The following is a 17,822-nucleotide window of genomic DNA, read 5'->3' as shown; positions in this document are numbered from 1 at the left end:
TACCAGAGCGACCCGAAGGGGAGAGCGAATGGTGGTCAAGTTCGTCAGGAAGCCAGGCAAGCCGTACGGCGATGACGACCGCAGCGCGGTGCCGGAGATGCCTCAGCATTTGCTGGAAAGGCACGGCGCTCGCGTGCTGAACCCCGTCAACGCGTTGGTCGCGGGCGGACCGTACGAACCGCCCAGGTCCACTGTGTACCGAGCCGGGTCGATGCTGATCCCGAACGACATCGCCAGGGACGTCCGAAACACCGTTGCCTTCAACGAAGTGCTCAGCCGGGTCGACCTCGAACTGGTCACCCCGAGGCACCAGAACGAGTACACCGAACGTCTGCAGCGCCTGCCCCGTCCGGTGTCGTTACGCGCGGTCGGCCGGACGACCAAGCCGACCCAGGTCGATTGCTGGCTGGCGCTGCAGGAACTGCGCGTGGCCGCGATGAACGGCCGGTTGCGCAAGGACTTCGTCGACCGGATCTCCGTCGATCACCTGCTTGTCGGCACCGTCGACATCGGAGGAACGCCGTGGGAGGCCAGCGGTGTCGGTGGTGCGCCTTGGGAAGCGAGTGGAGCGCCGGGTTCCGGCTACGCGCGCGGCGGCACGACCGGGCGTATCCCTGTGGCGTTGGCCGCTCCCCCACCACCGCGCGGCCCGATCGACCGGCGTCCCGTTGTCGCGGTGCTGGACACGGGCATCGGTCCGCATCCGTGGTTCGACTTGCCTGACCGGACCGCGCCGCCGCCCGCGGGCGGGTTCCTGAACGTCTTCCCTGAGCTGCAGGACGCGATCCGCAAACAAGGCGAAGAAGCCGCTTTGACAACACCGACACGGATCCTGACCGACTTCTGGGACGCGCCCGTCACGGACAACCCGTTGGTGGGCATGCTCGATCGCGACACCGGGCACGGCACGTTCATCGCTGGCATCATCCGGCAGACCGCGCCGGACGCGAACGTCCTCGCGATCCGTGTACTGCACAGTGACGGCATCGCGTACGAAAGCGATGTTCTGCTTGCGTTGTGGGGCTTGATCCTGCGGGTGCAGGACGCACAGCAGCAGAACGATCCGGACCGCATGGTCGACGTCGTTTCCTTGTCGCTCGGCTATTTCGACGAAGCCGGGTCGACGAGCACGTTCACCGGCTTGCTCACCGAGGCGATCGACAGGCTGCGTGAACTCGGCGTGCTCGTGATCGCGGCGGCCGGCAACGACGCGACCAGCAGGCGGTTCTATCCGGCCGCGCTCGCCGAACGCACCAGCCCTCCGGACGTCGCGCCGCAGGTGATCAGCGTCGGCGCGCTGAACCCGAGCACCACACGTGCGTTGTTCAGCAACGAGGCGCCATGGGTGCGCGCTTGGGCCACAGGCGCTGGTGTGGTGAGTACGTTCCCGATCGACGTGCAGGGCTCGATCAGCGCGACCATGGTGCCCGTCGATGGCCGCAGCGCGTTGGACCTGGACGACTACCGCGCCGGTTTCGCCGTCTGGGACGGCACATCGTTCGCCGCACCGCTGGCCGCGGCCGAGATCACCGCAGCCATGATCCAGTGCTCCGCCGAGGATCCCGCGCTGGCGTTGAAGACTGTGGACCGGCAGGTCGCCGTCAAACGAGCGCGCGCCGCGCTCACGAGAGCCGGCGGGTGAAATGCCCGACACCTCCCTGCACCACGCCAAGATGGCGGACCTGCTGGAAGCCGCGCGCAACGGCGACCAGGCCCGTCTCGCCGACTTGGTCGACGAACTGACGCCGCTGTTATGGCAAGTCGCACGGGCACAAGGACTCGACCGCGACACCAGCAGTGACGTCGTCCAGACCGCATGGCTCAAACTGCTCGGCGCGATCCAGGCGATCCGTAGTCCCATGGCACTGACCAGCTGGCTGGTCACGGTGACCAGACGCGAGGCATGGCGCGTGCGCAACTCCACCCGCATGGAGGTGCCCGCGAAGGACGTGCTGTTCGCCGAGCTGCCCGATCTCGGTCCGACACCGGAGGAACGGCGGGTCGAGGTCGAACGCGTCCGTCAGTTGTGGACGGCCGTCAGCACTTTGTCAGACCGATGTCAACAGTTGCTCCGAATAATCGCGTTCACCCGAAGGCCCGACTACGACACTGTCAGTGCCGCACTCGGTATGCCCAGGGGCAGTATCGGCCCGACCAGGGGCCGCTGCCTTGCCAAGCTGCGGGACGCGTTGTCCGCTGATTTCGCCGAAGAGAGCTAGCCATGACTTCCCCGGACGAGCCGCTCGACGAGCGCGACCACGCGATCCTGGCCGGTGTCAACGAAATGTGGCGCCGGTTCGACCCCATGCCGGTCGATCTGCTCGACCGGGTGAAGTTCGCCATCGAACTGGAGACCATCGACCTCGAGGTGATGCGGGCCAGCGAGGTCCGCGAACCGGCCGCGGTGCGCGGGGACGAGCAGCCGCGGTTGATCACTTTCGACAGTGAGACAGTCACCATCATGGTCGGTATCAAGCAAAACCCGGACCGGAGCATCCGGGTGGACGGCTGGCTGACCCCGGCAGGCTGTCACCCGATCGAACTACGCACCAGCACAGGCCCGATGACCACGATGTCCGACGACGAAGGACGGTTCGTGCTGGACGCGGTGCCGTCCGGCCTCGTCCAGCTGATCGTCCGGCCGAACGGCTCGACCCGGACGGTGACGACCCCGTCGATCTCGCTGTAGATCAAGTCCATACTTGGCCGGTGACACGGGCAAGGGACTTGCACCAGCGCGGCCTGAACGCGCTCAACCGGGGACGTCCGTTGCTCGGCGCACGCGCTTTCCGCGCCGGGCTGCGGATCGCGCCGGATGACGTGCGGTTGCTCAACAGCCTGGCCGCGGCCGAGGCCGCGTTGGGCAACACCGGACAGGGTTTCGCGTTGCTCGACCGGGCGGACCAGCTGGCCACGCCGGAGACCGCGGGGCTGCTGCGGCAACAACGTGGCCTGCTGCTGATCCTCGTCGGCCGGATGGACGAAGCGCTGGTCTGCCTTGACCAAGCGATTCCCTTGCTGCGCCGCGATCCCCTCGTGCTCGCCCGGACGTTGCTGAACCGGGCGATGTTGCACCAGATCGCCGGACGTGTCCGGCCCGCGTTGGCGGACCTGGAACGGTGTGAACGACTGGGCCGGGAACTCGGGCTCGACCGGCTGGTCGCCAAGGCAGTCCACGGCCGAGGTTCGTGCGAACTGCTGGCGGGCAACATCCCCGCGGCACTGCGGGATTTCGACCGGGCACGCGTGGTCTACGAGTCGCACGCCGACGGGATGCTGCCGGTGGTCGCGGTTGAACGCGCCAGAGCGCTGCTGGCCGCGGGGTTGCACAGCGACGCGGCGACCGAACTGGACTACGCGTTGGCGAGATTCCCCCGGACCCGCATGGACCAGGAGCACGCCGAGGCGTTGCTGACCCGGGCGCAGGTCGCGCTCGCCGCCGGTGACCTGACGGCCGCCAAGACATGGGCCAGCCGCGCGGAAAGCCGGTTTCGAAGACGGGGCAACGAGACCTGGGCCGCGGTGGCGGCGGTGACCAAGGTCCGCGCGGAATTCAAGAGTGGCAAGCGGTTGGGCGTGGTGGCGGCACACGCGGCCGAACTCGCCGGGCGGCTGACGGACCTCGGACTTCAGAACGACGCCGAAGCCGCCGAGTTGGTGGCGGCGCGTGCTTGTCTCGCCCGCGGCGACATCGGCAAGGCACGCGGGCACATCCGGGCTCGTAGTGGCCCGAAGTCGTTGCCGGAGACGCGGTTGATGCGCCGATTGGCCTTGGCGGAGCTCGGTGCGGCCACGGGTGATCGCCGGGCGATCTTCGCCAATGCCCGGGCGGGCCTGGATCTGCTGCGTGATCACCGCAGCCGGGTGGGCAGTCTCGACTTGCGGACCACCACGACGTCCCTCGGCCGGGAGCTGGCTCGTGCGGGGCTGGCCGCCGCGTTGGACCACGGCTCGCCTGCCGTCGTCTTCGGCTGGCTGGAACGCTCACGCGCGCAAGCCTTCCGGTTCCAGCCCGCCCGGCCACCCGACGATGACGACACGGTCGAGGCGGTCGCCGAGTTGCGGCAACTCGCGCATCAGGTGCGTACCGCGGAATTGGCGGGCAAGCCCGACGCCGACGCACGACGCCGCTGTGCCCAGCTGGAACGGGTGATCCGGGCCCGCGGCTGGCAGGCCGAAGGCACCGGCGAGCACTTCGCCGACGCGACATTCGGCCAGGTGCGCGCGGCTTTGGGGGACGCGACGATGGTGAGTTACGCGTCCGCCGACGGGCGGCTGTGGGCCTTGGTGATCACGTCGGCCCGTGCCCGGCTGGTCCGGTTGGGTTCGCTGGCAACGGTTTCCGAGTCGCTGGCCAAGCTGCACAGCGATCTGGACGCGTCGTGCGGGCGGCAATTGCCCGCCGCGTTGGATCGGGTGATCAAGGCGTCGATCCAGCGCAGGCTGGAGGCTCTGACGCGGGAGCTGGTCGAGCCGGTCCGGCCGATGCTCGGCGACTCCGACGTGGTGATCATCCCGACGGGAGCTTTGTCCGCTGTGCCATGGGGTTTGCTGCCGGACATGACCGGTCGTCCGGTAACGGTGTCGCCGAGCGCCTCAACATGGCTGGCTGGCCGGGGAACAGAACTCTCGGCGCCGTCGCGGTGGTTGTTCGTCGCGGGCCCGGATCTGGCGCATGCCGACGACGAAGTGCTGCAACTGGCCAAGGTTTACGGCGAGGGCGCGGTTCTGCTCGGGCCGGACGCCACCGTCGCGTCCACGCTGCAAGCGTTGGACGGATGCACCACAGCGCATTTCGCGGCGCACGGGCATCACGAGCGAGAGAACGTGTTGTTCTCCCGCCTGGATTTGAGTGATGGACCGTTGATGGCCTACGACATTCACCAGCTTCAGTCAGCGCCCGCGCATGTCGTGCTGTCCTCGTGCGATGTCGGTCAGACCGTGGTGCGCAACGGCGACGAGATTCTCGGGTTCACGGCCGCATTGCTGTACAGCGGAACCAAAACTGTGGTGTCCAGTGTGGCCTCAGTCGACGACGATGCCGCTGTCGATGTGATGGCCGCGTATCACCGAGGTCTGTTGCAGGGACGTCGACCGGCGCATGCGCTGGCCGACGCCACGCTCATTCAGCCGCTGATGCCGTTCGTATGCTTTGGGTCCTCTTGACCGCGGTTCATCGGCACAGCTGCGAAGCCCTGAACCTCGACGAGTGCTTCGACGTCCCACAACCGGCTCACGCCAATGCCCGCCATCGCCGGATATTCGGTGCCGACCAGGGCGCGCCACACGCTGCCGATCTCGCGGGCGTGCGCCTTGTAGTCGTCCATGTCGACGATGTAGATCGTGACGCTGACCAGGTCTTTCGGCTCGCCACCTGCACCGCGCAACGCGGCGAGCAGGTTGCCCAGTGCCTTCTCGAACTGCTCGACCACACCGTCGCCGACGATCTTGTTCTCGTCGTTCAACGCGGTCTGACCCGCCAGGAACACGATCCGCTCGGCGTCGGCGGTGTTCACGGCGACCGCGTGCGAGTAGCCGGACGGCTTGCCCAGCTCCGGAGGGTTCACCCGTTCGATCATGACTGCACCGCACCGCCGTCGACGTTGATGGCCTGGCCGGTGATGGCCGAGCTGGCAACGCACAGATCCACCACGTCAGCCACCTCCTCGGGCGTGATCAGCCGGTGGATCGGCTGCTTGCGCTCCAGTGCCGTCCGGATCTCGTCCTGAGGTTTGCCGGTGCGCGACGAGATCGTCTCGACCCAGCCGTCAGTCATCGGCGTGTCCACGTAACCAGGGCAGACCGCGTTGACGGTGACACCCTTCCTGGCCACCTCGGCCGCCACGGCGCGAACCAGACCGATGACACCGTGCTTGCTCGCGGTGTACGCGGCGAGGTTCGGCTCGCCTGCCTTTCCGGCGATCGACGAGATCACCACGATGCGGCCCCATCCGCCCTCGGTCATCGCCGGGACTGCCCGGCGGATCGCCCGGAAGGGCGCGGTGAGGTTGAGGTCGAGCTGGCCCTGCCAGTCCTCGTCGGTCAGCTTGGCGATCGGCTTGGCCACCGCCGCTCCGGCGTTGAGGACGAGGACTTCCACCGTGCCCCACGTCTCTTCTACCGTCGAGAACACGTTCTGCATGGCGGCCGGATCGGTCACGTCGGCGGGAAGGCACAATGATGGCCCGGGCAGCTTCTCCGCCACCTCAGCGAGCTGGTCCGCACTGCGGGCGGTGAGCGCGACCCGGTGACCGGCGGCCGACAGCCTGCCCGCGATCACACTGCCGATACCCCGGCTTGCGCCCGTGACCAGGCAATTCCTTGTCGTCACCGACCCAGCGTGCCAGATTTTCGTAACGGTCGTCAACAGAACGCGATATGTTGTATCCTTGACGGTCGTAAGGCTCACGACAGAAGAGGTGGGCAGCGTGCGGATCGCGATAGCGGGCGGCGGACCCGGCGGGCTCTACTTCGCCGCGTTGACCAAGGCACTCAACCCCGGTCACGAGATCACCGTGTGGGAGCGCAACGCCCCGGACGACACGTTCGGCTTCGGCGTGGTGTTCTCCGACGAGACACTGGGCGGGATCGAGCACGCCGACACCACGATCTTCGCCGAGATGAGCAAAGAGTTCGCCCAGTGGGACGACATCGACGTGCACTACCGGGGCACGACGTTCACCTCGGGCGGGCACGGCTTCGCGGCGATGAGCAGGCAGCGGCTGTTGACCATCCTGCAGCAGCGCTGCCTCGACCTTGGCGTGACGATCCACTTCCGTACCGAGGTCCCCCAGGATCTGAGCGGCTATGACCTGATCGTCGCCTCGGACGGCGCCAACTCCGCCACGCGCGCCCGATACGCCTCGGTTTTCCAGCCGACCGTGGAAACTCGGCGCTGCAAGTACATCTGGCTCGGCACGGACCTGGTGTTCGACGCCTTCAAGTTCTACATCCTCGACACCCCGGCCGGGGTCATGCAGGTGCACGGCTATCCGTACAGCCGCGACGCCAGCACGTTCATCCTGGAGATGCACGACGACGTCTGGGAGCGAGCGGGCTTCACCGCACCGCAAGGACTTCTGCCCGGTCAGAATGACGAGAAGTCCCTGGAGATGATCCGGGAGCTCTGCGCGGACGTGCTCGGCGGCCATTCGATCGTCGGGAACAATTCGAAGTGGACGAACTTCGCCACGATCCGGTGCGCGACATGGCGCCACGAAAACGTCGTGCTGCTGGGCGACGCTGCCCACACCGCGCACTTCTCTATTGGCTCGGGCACGAAGCTCGCCATGGAAGACGCGTTGTCCCTGGCGGCTTGCCTGCACGAGCAGTCCGATGTGGACTCCGCATTGGCCGCCTATGAAGACGAACGGCGGCAGGTCGTCACGTCGACCCAGCGTGCCGCGCAGGCCAGCCTTGAGTGGTTCGAGAACATCGGCCAGTACACCGATCAAGACCCGCATCAGTTCGCCTTCAACATCATCACGCGCAGCCGCCGCGTGACTTATGACAACCTGCGTCTGCGCGACCCGGAGTTCGTCGCGGACATGGACGCGTGGTTCGCGCGTGACTTCGCCGACGTCCGGCCACCGATGTTCCAGCCGTACAAGATCGGCGACCTTGAGCTGAAGAACCGCATCATCGTGTCCCCCATGGACATGTACAGCGCCACCGACGGCGTGCCCGGTGACTTCCACTTGGTCCATTTGGGAAGCAAGGCCATGGGCGGTGCGGGCCTGGTGATGACCGAGATGGTGTGCGTCTCGGAGACTGGCCGGATCACGCCCGGCTGTACCGGGATGTACAAGCCGTCACACGAAGAGTCGTGGACACGCATCGTCGACTTCGTGCACACCCAGTCGGACGCGAAGATCGGCATCCAGCTTGGCCATTCCGGCCGCAAGGGTTCGACCAAGCTGATGTGGGAAGGCATCGACCAGCCGCTGCCGTCCGGCAACTGGGAGGTGTGCGGGCCGTCCGCGATCCCGTACTCGCCGGCCAACCAGACTCCCCGTGAGCTGACGCTGGACGAGATGGCCTCGATCAAGGCGGAGTTCGTGGCTTCGGCGCAGGCAGCCGCGCGTGCCGGGTTCGACTTGCTGGAACTGCACTGCGCACACGGATATCTGCTGTCGTCGTTCCTGTCTCCGCTGACCAACCAGCGCACTGACTCGTATGGCGGCTCGCTGGAAAACCGGCTGCGTTATCCGCTGGAAGTCTTCGATGCCATCCGGGCGGTCTGGCAGGGGCCGATGACCGTGCGCATCTCCGCGACCGACTGGTGCGAAGGCGGAATCGACGCCGCTGATTCGGTCGAGATCGCCCGTGCGTTCGCCGAGCACGGCGTCGACGGTGTCGATGTGTCCACCGGCCAGGTCGTAAGCACGGAGAAACCCGCGTACGGCCGCAGCTATCAGACCCCGTACGCCGACCGGATCCGCAATGAGATCGGACGCAAGTACGGCGTCGCGGTGATCGCGGTGGGCGCGATCTCCTCATACGACGACGTGAACTCGCTCATCCTGGCGGGACGAGCGGACCTGTGTGCCTTGGGCCGCACCCATCTCTACGATCCACACTGGACATTGCACGCGGCGGCGGACCAGGACTACACCGGGGTCACGTGGCCAAAGCCGTTCGCGGCGGGCAACCGCAAGCCTCGCACCGGCCGGACCGACGGGCCGAAGCCACGCCTGGACCTGATCCGGTCCGGCGAGCCCAAGACCGCGCACGCCCGCTGGAGGGGATGACCATGGACGTCAAGGCGTTGGCGGCCGAGCAGTTGGTGCCGTTGGCCCAAGCGGGCAAACCCGGTGCGGTGAACCGGGAACTGATCAAAACCATGGGCTCGCTGGGCCTGCTCGCCCGGTTGTTCCCCGGCGTCGAGTCCGGCAAGCCCACCCGGGACGCCGCGGCCATGGATCTGTGCCTGTTGCGGGAAGCCCTCGCGACGGTCTGCACCGAAGCCGAGACAGCCTTGGCTTTGCAGGGCTTGGGCACGTATCCCATCCTGCAGTCCGGTGTGGACAGCCAAGTCTCCCGCTGGGTTCCGGCCGTGGCCGCGGGCGACGCGGTCGCGGCTTTCGCGTTGACCGAACCGGACGCAGGCTCCGACGCGGCTGCCTTGCAGTTGAGTGCGACCCGTGACGGCTCAGGCTGGCGGCTGTCCGGAGAGAAGATCTGGATCTCCAACGCTCCCGAAGCGGACGTCTACTCGGTTTTCGCCCGGACTTCGGACGCGGGCGCACGGGGTGTCTCGGCTTTCGTGGTGCCAGGCGATCGAGCCGGCTTGTCCGGCGAACACCTCGACATGGTCAGCCCGCATCCCATCGGCCGCTTGACGTTCGACGGCGTCTACGTCGACCAAGACGAACTCCTCGGCGAGGAGAACAAGGGCTTCCGGGTCGCGATGCGCACCCTGGACTTGTTCCGCCCCAGCGTCGGCGCCTTCGCCGTCGGCATGGCGCAAGCTGCTCTGGACGCGGCGGTTTCACATGCCGGAAGCCGGATCGCTTTCGGCGGACCGTTGAAGGACCAGCAAACCGTCTCGCACACACTGGCCGAGATGGCCACCCGCATCGAGGCCTCCCGGCTACTGGTGCATTCCGCGGCTCGTGCTTATGACTCGGGCGAGCAGAACATCGCTTCACGGGCCGCGATGGCCAAGCTTTTCGCCACGGAGACAGCCCAGTACGTCGTCGATGCCGCCGTGCAGATCCATGGTGCCCGCGCCTTGCAACGCGGGCACCTGCTGGAACATCTGTACCGGGAGGTCCGCGCACCTCGGATCTACGAAGGCGCATCGGAAATCCAGCGCACTATCATCGCCCGCGAACTGTTCCGCCAGGCCTGACAGACGTGGAATACCCTCATATATCCCGCAGCCGAGGCTTGCCCGCCAATGCTGGCGTTGCGCGGGGACCGCAGACACGTGTCAGGGATTTCGGAGCGCTCCCAGACGGACAGCGCAACATGGCGCGCATCGTGTTCCTCATCCGAAAGCCCGTGAGTTCTATTCCGCGTGGGAGCAGAAAGCTCGTAGCGAGCAGCACGGACTTTCCGCCCACTGTGGAGCCGTCAGGTCAGGCTTTGCCATCTCTGTGGCTTATGGACGCCATTTGGCCGCCTTGACCCTCAATTAGTACAACGCCTAAACTTACGCGCCGATCCACGACAACGTTGTCATCTCTGCCCTGCGGGAGTCACGCATGCGCGCACATGCCCGGCGGTTAGGCCTCGGAGTTGTTCTCTCGGTGGCGCTCACTAGCGTCATCCCCATGGCAACAGCGACCGCGCAGCCGGTCATCGACCCCACCGAACTGGTGAATCCGTTCATCGGCACGGGAACCGGCGGCCAGTTCGTCGGTTCGGTGAACACGTTCCCCGGCGCGGTGGCGCCGTTCGGGATGCTGTCGTGGAGCCCCGAGACGTCATCCCGGCCGACCGGTGGTGGCTACAACTACGACGACTCCGCGGTCACTGGTCTGAGCCTGACGCATCTGTCCGGCGTCGGCTGCCCGATCCAGGGTGATCTGCCCATCCTGCCGACTGTCGGAGCGATCGAGGCGGCGCCCGCGCGAACGACCAAGCCGTTCAGTCACGCCGACGAGGTGGCGAAGCCGGGGTATTACCGGACCAAACTCGACGGCGTGGACGTGCGGGTGGCCGCCACGCAGCGGACTGGTGTCGGCGAGTTCGGCTTCCCGGCCTCCACCCAGTCGAACTTCCTGTTCAAGACAGGCTCGTCGCAGAACGGCAACACCACTGCGACCGTGTCGATCCAAGGACCGGACCGGCTGTCCGGGTCGATCACCAGCGGTCGTTTCTGCGCCCGGCAGAACAACTACACGCTTTACTACGCTGCCGTTTTCGATCGGCCGTTCACCTCCCACGGCACCTGGCAGGCGAACACCGTGACGCCCGGCGCCAAGGAGACAGCGGGGCCGGGTTCCGGCGCGTGGGTCACGTTCGACACGACGCAGAAAGCCGAAGTCGGGCTGAAAGTCGCCATCAGCTATGTCAGCGCCGCCAACGCGTGGGCGAACCTGCAGGCCGAGAACCCCGGCTGGGGCGTCGATCCGGTCGCAGCGCGGACCAAGGCCGCGTGGCACCGCCTGCTGTCCACAGTGGAGATCGAAGGCGGGACACGCGACCAGCGGATCCAGTTCTACACCGCGCTGTACCACTCGTTGTTGCACCCCAACGTGTTCAGCGACGTCAACGGCCAGTACATCGGCTTTGACAACAAGGTGCACACCCTGCCGCCGGGCAAGGTCCAGTACGCCAACTTCTCCGGCTGGGACGTCTACCGCACCTTGATCCAACTGCAGGCACTGATCGCGCCCACCGAGTCGAGTCAGATGATGCAGTCGCTTGTGAACAACGCGGCGCAAGGCGGCTGGTTGCCCAAGTGGCCGGTCGCCAACGGGTACACGGGCGTGATGAACGGCGACGCTGCCGTGCCGATGATCTCCTCCGCATACGCGTTCGGTGCACGGGACTTCGACACCAAAGCCGCACTCGCCGCGATGGTCAAGGGCGCGGAGGTCGTTCCGACGCCCGATCAGCTCGGTCAGGGGTGGTACGAGCAGCGGCCTGGCCTTGCCGACTACAAGAGCCGCGGCTACGTGCCCAACACGGTGCGCAGCGACATCTCCGACGTGAACAACGGTGCCTCGGCCACCCTTGAGTACGCCTCGGCGGACTTCAGCCTCGCGCAGTTCGCCCGCGCTCTCGGCGACGAGGACAAGTACCGGCACTACCTGGCCAGGTCACACAACTGGACCACTTTGTACAACGTGCACTCCGGCTACCTCCAGCCGCGCAGCGACACCGGTGCCTTCCCCGCCGGCAACCCGGTCACCACCGGAATGACGAACTTCGGCCAGTCCGGTTTCCAGGAGGGCAACGCGGGCCAGTACTTGTGGATGGTGCCGCACAACATCGCCGGGCTGTTCTCGGCGATCGGCCAGGACAACGTGCAGCGCAGGCTGGACACGTTCTTCACCGAGTCCAACGCGGGCCCGAACCGTCCGTACTACTGGGCGGGCAACGAGGTCGACATGCTGGTGCCTTGGCTCTACAACTACGCCGGGACTCCACATAAGACTCAGGAGCGCGTCCACAAACTGCTCACCACGATGTACTCGAACGCTCCTGGCGGTGAGCCGGGCAATGACGACCTCGGTGCGCTGAGCTCGTGGTACGTCTGGTCGGCGATGGGCCTGTACCCGACCACGCCGGGAACGTCCACAGTGGCCATCAGCGCGCCGATTTTCTCCAGCGTGCGCATCCGCACTCAACGGGGCGTGACGGTGATCCAAGCGCCAGGCGCCGCACCGGGCAAGTACATCAAGTCGCTGACCGTGAGCGGACGTCCGTCCCAGCAGACGTGGCTGCCGGGTCTCAGCGGCTTCAACTTGCTCCAGTTCACGTTGTCGGACAAGCCGACTGATTGGGGCAAGGACAACCCGCCGCCTTCGTATGACGCCGGGCCGCTCGAGTTCCCGCCTGGCGTGTTCCCGGTCGAGCTCACAGTGGACTCGACAACGGTAACCGCGGGCGCGCAGACCGCCGCGTCGTTGAACCTTGACGTGGGCGCGGGCGCTGAACCCGCCAAGCCGATCTCGGTGCAGTCCGTGAACTGGGTGGCGCAACCCGTCAACGGCCTGAGTGTCACCCCAAGCTCCGGAACCGTTCCGGTCGCGGCCGACGGCAGCGCTCGGATCGATGTGACGGTGTCCGCTGCGGCCAACGCCAAGCAAGGCTTCGGCGCCATCCCGATCTCGCTGAGCACGCCCTCGGTCGCCTTGCCCCGGCTGGAGTTCCCGGTCGCGGTGATCGGGCCGGGCAAGACGGCCAAGGCGTGCACCACACTTGGCGCGAACAACGTCGAGTTCGGACTGGCCCAGCGGGAACTCGCTGGCGACGGCGTGACCACACCCGTGACAGTCGGCGGGAAAGAGGCACGCAAGACCGTGCTGAGGGTGCCCAACAACCTGAACATGTACTTCCGGGTCGAGCGGCGCTTGGCGTTCGACGGTACGTTCACGGCGACATTCGACGTGACGTACTACGACTCCGGGACACACGGCTGGCAGGTGCAGTACGACTCCGTTGAGCACCCCTACAAGAGCGCGATCACGGTGGTCAACCAGAACACGAACACCTGGAAGACCATGACGGTCACGGTGGACGATGCCAAGTTCGCCGAGCGGCAGAACGAGCAGACCGACTTCCGGATCGCCTCCGACCAGCCGGTGACCATCCACAGTGTGCAGACCACGATCACAGGCGACGGCGTGCTTCCGATGAACCTGTGCTCGGGCACCGAGTGATGAAGCCGTCCGGGTGGGCCCGCCGTCCCACCCGGACACCTAAACCCGGGCGGCGTGTTTGCCGGTCGACAGGTCGCGGCTGCTGGCGATCAGCTTCTCGGCCATCTCCTCCACTGCGTTCGCGAACTTCGTGTCGCTGTCCTCATGCCAGTCCGCGAGACGGTTCAGCAGCCAGGCCCGAGCCGCGCCGATCAACTGGGCGAACGCTTCGGTTCCTGCCGGTGTGAAGCGGTAGTGGCCCTCGGCTTCGCTGACGTAACCGACCTCGACCAGCTGGCGGGCAACGGGTTGGAAGATCCCCGCGGGCACTTTGGTGCTCTCGGCGATCTCGTGCAGGGTGGCGTCGCCGTCGTCGATGCTGTGCTTGAAGATCCGGACGAGCATCCACGCCTGCGCGTAGTTCAGCGGAACGCCTGAGGCGGCGAGCATCTCGGGACGCGGGTCGTTCTGCTGTTTGCTCACGACCATCGCGATGAGCTTTTCCAGCTCCGCGTGGGAGTCCCTGGACGCGGGCGGTGCGAAGCTCTCCCCCACACCGGTGTTTCCGGCCGCGACAACTCGTGAGGTATCCCTGAGCGGAACTTCCTTCAAGAACAGTGCGACGACGAAGGCAAGCAAGCCAACGGGTGCGGCGGCAAGGAACATCGTCTGCAACGTGTCCACATAGGCCTGGATGACAGGTGCTTTCACCGCTGGCGGCAACGCGTGTACCCCGTTGACGTTCAGCACGATCCGTGGATCGATGTCGGGCGGGGTCACCGGAGTCAGGTGTTTCGGCAGCTGGTTGGCGTAGATCGTGCCGAAGATCGCGACACCGAAGGAACTTCCGAGCGTGCGCAGGAAACTCACGCCGGACGTCGCGACGCCGAGGTCGGAGTAGTCGCTCGTGCTCTGCACGACCACGGTCGGCACCGGCATGACGAGACCGACACCGAGGCCCAGTACCAGCATGTAGCCGGAAATGGTCCAGAACGTCGAGCTGGCGTCCATCAGCGACAGCAGCACCAGGCCGCCGGAGATCAGCAGCGACCCGACGATCGGGAACGCCCGGTACCGCCCGGTCTTGCTGATCACCTGGCCGGTGATCATGGCCGCGACCAGCAGCCCGCACACCAGCGGCAGCATCCGCAGGCCGGAGCCGGTCGCCGACGCGCCTTGCACGTACTGCAGATACGTGGGCAGGTACGTGACACCGCCGAGCATCGCGAACCCGACGATGAAGCTCAGGATGCTGGACACGGTGAAGACCGGGCTGCGGAACAGCCGCATCGGCAACATCGGTTCCGCGGCACGCATTTCGACAACCACGAACAGCACAAGCGCGACAACCGATCCGGCAGCCATCCAGATAATTGTCGGAGAACCCCACGGATACTCGGTGCCGCCCCAGCTCGTCACCAGTGTCAGGCCAGATGCCGCCAGACCGATCAGCAGAATGCCCAGGTAGTCGACCTTCGGGCGGAGCGCGGCCTTGACCGTCGGCATCGACAGGACGGTGACGATCAGCACCAGCACACCGAGCGGCAGGTTGATGTAGAACGCCCACCGCCAGCTCGCATGGTCCACGAACAGGCCGCCGAGCAGCGGCCCGACCACCGTCGAAACACCGAAAACGGACGCCAGCGCACCCTGGTACTTGCCGCGTTCGCTCAACGGCACGACGTCCGCGATCACCGCTGTGGCCGTCACCAGCAACCCACCAGCACCGAGGCCCTGCACAGCGCGCGAGGCGATCAGCCATGTCATCGAGTCGGCCCAGCCCGCGAAGAACGAGCCGATCATGAACAGCAGCACGCTGACCAGGAACATCCGCTTGCGGCCGTACAGGTCGCCGAACTTGCCGATGAGCGCGGTCATGATCGTCTCAGCGAGCAGGTACGACGTGACAACCCAGGAGAGGTGGTTGCCGCCGCCGAGGTCGCTGACAATCGTCGGCAACGCCGTGGCCACAATGGTCTGGTCAAGGGACGCCAGCAGCATCCCGAGCATGATCGCCGCGACGATCGCGTTGCGCGCCCCGCGGCCGACGGGTGCGGCCTCAGCCTCTACCATCCCGGCCTCCTGTGTGGACAGTCGCAGACTAGGTCTGATCCGGATAGCTCGCGACTCGGTAGGTTGGCGGCATGAGCTTGCGCGTCGGATTGATCGGGTACGGCACGGCGGGCGCGTTCTTCCACACGCCGCTGATCACCGCGACCCCGGGCATGACCTTGCGGTCCGTGGTGACCTCCCGCGAGGTGCCGGACGGTGTGCGCCGGCTGGACCGGCCCGACCAGCTCTGGGAGGACCACGACCTGGTCGTCATCGCCTCCCCGAACCGGACCCACGTGCCGCTGGCAACGGAGGCGGTGCTCGCAGGCGTGCCCGTCGTGGTCGACAAACCCTTCGCGCCGTCGGTCGAGGAGGCCCGCGCGCTGACGTCGCTCGCCTCGTCTCGGGACGTCCCGATCACGGTCTTCCAGAACCGCCGCTGGGACGGCGATTTCCTGACCGTGAAGGAATTGATCCGCTCAGGGGCGTTGGGCCGGGTGCACCGGTTCGAGTCGCACTTCGACCGCTGGCGTCCGACGCCGAAGGACACGTGGAAGGAACTGCCGGGCCGGGAAGAGGCAGGCGGAGTCCTGTTCGACCTGGGAGCGCACCTGATCGACCAGGCATTGCAGCTCTTCGGACCGGCGAGGTCGGTGTACGCCGAGGTCAACAAGCAACGGGACGGAGTGCAGGTCGACGACGACTTCTTCCTGGCATTGACGCACGAGTCAGGTGTGCTGTCCCACTTGGCCTCCAGCACCCTCGCAGCGCAGCCAGGTCCCCGGTTCCGTGTGCTCGGGTCTTCGTCGGCGTATGTGAAGTACGGCTTGGATGTGCAGGAAGCGGCGCTTCGGGCGGGTGAGGGTCCCGGGTCTCCTGATTGGGGTGTGGAGCCTGAGGAGGCGTGGGGTCTGCTTGGCGTGGCGGGTGAGACGACGACGCCGGTGGAGACGAAGCCCGGTTCATACCAATACTTCTACGCGGCGATGGTGTCGGCTTTGCGGGACGGTTCGCCGGTGCCGGTGGCTCCTGAGTCCGCCATCGCCACCCTGGAGATCATCGAGTCAGCGCTCGACTCGCCGCAGGGATTCGTGGAGCTGCCAGAAGACTGATGCGGGGATGGTGAGATGCCCGGAATCCGGGCTCTTGGAGTCGCGGATGCTGACGGTGGCGCCAGGCCACGCGACCTCGACACAGTCCACGCTGCCACCGCTGAAGCTGCTCTTCCGCCAGGCCACCTCGATACAGTTCTCGTCACCGCTGAAGCTGCTCTTCCGCCACATCAAGTCCACTAACCAGCCCGTCCAGGTCGTAGGAGATGGATCTCAACAACTCCACTGAACCAGCCATGTCCAGAGCTACTGCTTCCAGATTCTCGACTTGGCGCCGATAGGCGACCACGTCCTCTGGTTCATCGCGGTACAGACCTGTGGTCATCGCCTCGATGAACACCAGACTGGGTTGGTCGTCGAAATCGAGAATCACGAACTGGCCGCTGAGACCTGCGTGTGCGGACACGGTCGCCGGGATGATCCGAATTGACACGTTGTCGAGGTCGGCCAAGCCGATCAGGTGCCTCACCTGCTCGGCCATCACCTTCGCGCCGCCGATCAGCTGTCGGATAGCCAACTCAGTCACGATGAAGTTGACCTGTGGTGGCCTCTTTCGGGTGAGAATCGCCTTCCGTTCCATGCGTTGGGAGACCGTGGCGTTGATCTCAGATTCGCTGCCATTCGCCCGAAGGGCTGACAACACGGCGCGGGCGTATTTTGCAGTCTGCGCAAGGCCAGGCACCAACATCAACTCGAAGTTTGTGATCACCGTGGCATCCGCTTCGAAGGCTCGGTAGGTGCGGCTCTTCGAGCCGACGACCATGCTCGAGTGCGACGTGTTGCGGGCGTGGTTGAGCAGCTGGTCCCGTTCTGCCCCAACGACTCCAAGAACCGCCAGGATCGCGGCCACTTCCTCAGTCGTCGGCTCTCTCTTCCCATTCTCCAAGCGGCTCAACGAGCTGATCGAGATCCCGACCTGCCTACTCACCTGCTCCAAGGTCTTGCATGCGGCTTTGCGATGCCATGCAAGCCCTATGCCGATCCCTCGCGAGTTCACGTTCTGCCGCTGCATTCCGCCCACTCCTTTTGCAGGGTATGCAAAAACGTCCGCCATCCACCGTTACCGAGCACTGACCCCACTTCACCCCATCGGGGCCGTTGCACATTTTTCGTCTTCCGCCATTATTTCCCACATGAACGGAATCCAGGTCGATACGTGGATCAAACTCGAGGCGTGTCAGATCTCCTACACACTCGACGGGGATATGGCCGAGTTGCAGTTCGGCGGCAGGCTTGACGGCCTGTCAGTGACCGCCACCCAGGACGGCCTGCGCAACCTCATCGACACCGCAACCGAAGCGCTGCAAGCGATCAGAACGGAACCCGATGGCAAGATCTAGGT

General features: G+C 65.9%; 14 protein-coding genes. 9 read left to right on the top strand and 5 right to left on the bottom strand.

Annotated features, from left to right (window positions below; genetic code table 11):
- The first annotated feature begins 28 nt into the window (after nucleotides 1-28).
- From B9C43_RS47775 to B9C43_RS47760, 4 genes are read left to right on the top strand one after another with little or no spacing between them, the layout of a single operon-like run.
- Nucleotides 29-1,642 carry a S8 family serine peptidase gene (locus B9C43_RS47775; protein ID WP_084433954.1) on the top strand — a complete coding sequence of 538 codons (1,614 nt, stop codon included), beginning with the start codon at nucleotides 29-31 and terminating at the stop codon, nucleotides 1,640-1,642.
- 1 nt (nucleotide 1,643) lies between these two features.
- Entirely contained in the window at nucleotides 1,644-2,219 is a 576-nt protein-coding gene (locus tag B9C43_RS47770) for an RNA polymerase sigma factor (protein ID WP_033382521.1), read from the top strand.
- Nucleotides 2,220-2,221: 2 nt separating this feature from the next.
- Nucleotides 2,222-2,689: a hypothetical protein gene (locus B9C43_RS47765; protein WP_033382520.1), complete on the top strand. Its 468-nt coding sequence runs from the start codon at nucleotides 2,222-2,224 to the stop codon at nucleotides 2,687-2,689.
- Nucleotides 2,690-2,709: 20 nt separating this feature from the next.
- Nucleotides 2,710-5,166 carry a CHAT domain-containing protein gene (locus B9C43_RS47760; RefSeq protein ID WP_084433953.1) on the top strand — a complete coding sequence of 819 codons (2,457 nt, stop codon included), beginning with the start codon at nucleotides 2,710-2,712 and terminating at the stop codon, nucleotides 5,164-5,166.
- Here the strand turns inward: B9C43_RS47760 and B9C43_RS47755 are convergent.
- Nucleotides 5,127-5,579: a RidA family protein gene (locus tag B9C43_RS47755; protein WP_084433952.1), complete on the bottom strand. Its 453-nt coding sequence runs from the start codon at nucleotides 5,577-5,579 to the stop codon at nucleotides 5,127-5,129. The two genes, B9C43_RS47760 and B9C43_RS47755, sit on opposite strands and share 40 nt — an antisense overlap.
- Nucleotides 5,576-6,331, bottom strand: a complete 756-nt coding sequence (locus B9C43_RS47750) for an SDR family NAD(P)-dependent oxidoreductase (RefSeq protein ID WP_033382515.1) — start codon at nucleotides 6,329-6,331, stop codon at nucleotides 5,576-5,578. Before B9C43_RS47750 ends, B9C43_RS47755 begins: the two co-directional genes overlap by 4 nt.
- Before the next feature lie 97 nt (nucleotides 6,332-6,428).
- Here B9C43_RS47750 and B9C43_RS47745 point away from each other — a divergent pair, with 97 nt between their 5' ends.
- From B9C43_RS47745 to B9C43_RS47735, 3 genes are all read left to right on the top strand, one after another.
- On the top strand, nucleotides 6,429-8,750 hold the full coding sequence (locus B9C43_RS47745; protein WP_084434062.1) for a bifunctional salicylyl-CoA 5-hydroxylase/oxidoreductase: 2,322 nt from the start codon (nucleotides 6,429-6,431) through the stop codon (nucleotides 8,748-8,750).
- Nucleotides 8,747-9,853, top strand: a complete 1,107-nt coding sequence (locus B9C43_RS47740) for an acyl-CoA dehydrogenase family protein (RefSeq protein ID WP_084433951.1) — start codon at nucleotides 8,747-8,749, stop codon at nucleotides 9,851-9,853. The genes B9C43_RS47745 and B9C43_RS47740 overlap by 4 nt, the downstream gene beginning before the upstream one ends.
- Nucleotides 9,854-10,208: 355 nt before the next feature.
- Nucleotides 10,209-13,337 carry a GH92 family glycosyl hydrolase gene (locus B9C43_RS47735; RefSeq protein ID WP_084433950.1) on the top strand — a complete coding sequence of 1,043 codons (3,129 nt, stop codon included), beginning with the start codon at nucleotides 10,209-10,211 and terminating at the stop codon, nucleotides 13,335-13,337.
- A gap of 39 nt (nucleotides 13,338-13,376) precedes the next feature.
- Here the strand turns inward: B9C43_RS47735 and B9C43_RS47730 are convergent, their stop codons facing one another.
- Nucleotides 13,377-15,389: an MDR family MFS transporter gene (locus tag B9C43_RS47730; protein ID WP_084433949.1), complete on the bottom strand. Its 2,013-nt coding sequence runs from the start codon at nucleotides 15,387-15,389 to the stop codon at nucleotides 13,377-13,379.
- A gap of 71 nt (nucleotides 15,390-15,460) precedes the next feature.
- Here B9C43_RS47730 and B9C43_RS47725 point away from each other — a divergent pair, with 71 nt between their 5' ends.
- Nucleotides 15,461-16,480: a Gfo/Idh/MocA family protein gene (locus tag B9C43_RS47725; protein ID WP_084433948.1), complete on the top strand. Its 1,020-nt coding sequence runs from the start codon at nucleotides 15,461-15,463 to the stop codon at nucleotides 16,478-16,480.
- Here B9C43_RS47725 and B9C43_RS47720 read toward each other — a convergent pair.
- Nucleotides 16,433-16,651, bottom strand: a complete 219-nt coding sequence (locus B9C43_RS47720; RefSeq protein ID WP_084433947.1) for a DUF397 domain-containing protein — start codon at nucleotides 16,649-16,651, stop codon at nucleotides 16,433-16,435. The two genes, B9C43_RS47725 and B9C43_RS47720, sit on opposite strands and share 48 nt — an antisense overlap.
- Complete coding sequence (locus B9C43_RS47715) at nucleotides 16,623-17,492, bottom strand: helix-turn-helix domain-containing protein (protein ID WP_160097242.1); 870 nt, start codon at nucleotides 17,490-17,492, stop codon at nucleotides 16,623-16,625. Before B9C43_RS47715 ends, B9C43_RS47720 begins: the two co-directional genes overlap by 29 nt.
- A gap of 121 nt (nucleotides 17,493-17,613) precedes the next feature.
- Here B9C43_RS47715 and B9C43_RS47710 point away from each other — a divergent pair, with 121 nt between their 5' ends.
- Nucleotides 17,614-17,820, top strand: a complete 207-nt coding sequence (locus B9C43_RS47710) for a hypothetical protein (RefSeq protein ID WP_084433945.1) — start codon at nucleotides 17,614-17,616, stop codon at nucleotides 17,818-17,820.
- The last annotated feature ends 2 nt before the right edge of the window (nucleotides 17,821-17,822 follow it).

Origin of the sequence: Kibdelosporangium aridum, from assembly GCF_900176515.1 — a bacterium.
GTDB classification, from domain to species: domain Bacteria; phylum Actinomycetota; class Actinomycetes; order Mycobacteriales; family Pseudonocardiaceae; genus Kibdelosporangium; species Kibdelosporangium aridum.
This window is presented reverse-complemented; position numbering and strand designations above follow the sequence as displayed.

What these genes read in the sequence shown, in the direction of transcription:
- B9C43_RS47730 (WP_084433949.1), bottom strand. Translation starts at nt 15,389, where the DNA reads ATGGTAGAGGCTGAGGCCGCACCCGTCGGCCGCGGGGCGCGCAACGCG.
- B9C43_RS47775 (WP_084433954.1), top strand. Translation starts at nt 29, where the DNA reads ATGGTGGTCAAGTTCGTCAGGAAGCCAGGCAAGCCGTACGGCGATGAC.
- B9C43_RS47770 (WP_033382521.1), top strand. Translation starts at nt 1,644, where the DNA reads ATGCCCGACACCTCCCTGCACCACGCCAAGATGGCGGACCTGCTGGAA.
- B9C43_RS47735 (WP_084433950.1), top strand. Translation starts at nt 10,209, where the DNA reads ATGCGCGCACATGCCCGGCGGTTAGGCCTCGGAGTTGTTCTCTCGGTG.
- B9C43_RS47755 (WP_084433952.1), bottom strand. Translation starts at nt 5,579, where the DNA reads ATGATCGAACGGGTGAACCCTCCGGAGCTGGGCAAGCCGTCCGGCTAC.
- B9C43_RS47765 (WP_033382520.1), top strand. Translation starts at nt 2,222, where the DNA reads ATGACTTCCCCGGACGAGCCGCTCGACGAGCGCGACCACGCGATCCTG.
- B9C43_RS47725 (WP_084433948.1), top strand. Translation starts at nt 15,461, where the DNA reads ATGAGCTTGCGCGTCGGATTGATCGGGTACGGCACGGCGGGCGCGTTC.
- B9C43_RS47720 (WP_084433947.1), bottom strand. Translation starts at nt 16,651, where the DNA reads ATGTGGCGGAAGAGCAGCTTCAGCGGTGACGAGAACTGTATCGAGGTG.
- B9C43_RS47710 (WP_084433945.1), top strand. Translation starts at nt 17,614, where the DNA reads ATGAACGGAATCCAGGTCGATACGTGGATCAAACTCGAGGCGTGTCAG.
- B9C43_RS47740 (WP_084433951.1), top strand. Translation starts at nt 8,747, where the DNA reads ATGACCATGGACGTCAAGGCGTTGGCGGCCGAGCAGTTGGTGCCGTTG.
- B9C43_RS47715 (WP_160097242.1), bottom strand. Translation starts at nt 17,492, where the DNA reads ATGCAGCGGCAGAACGTGAACTCGCGAGGGATCGGCATAGGGCTTGCA.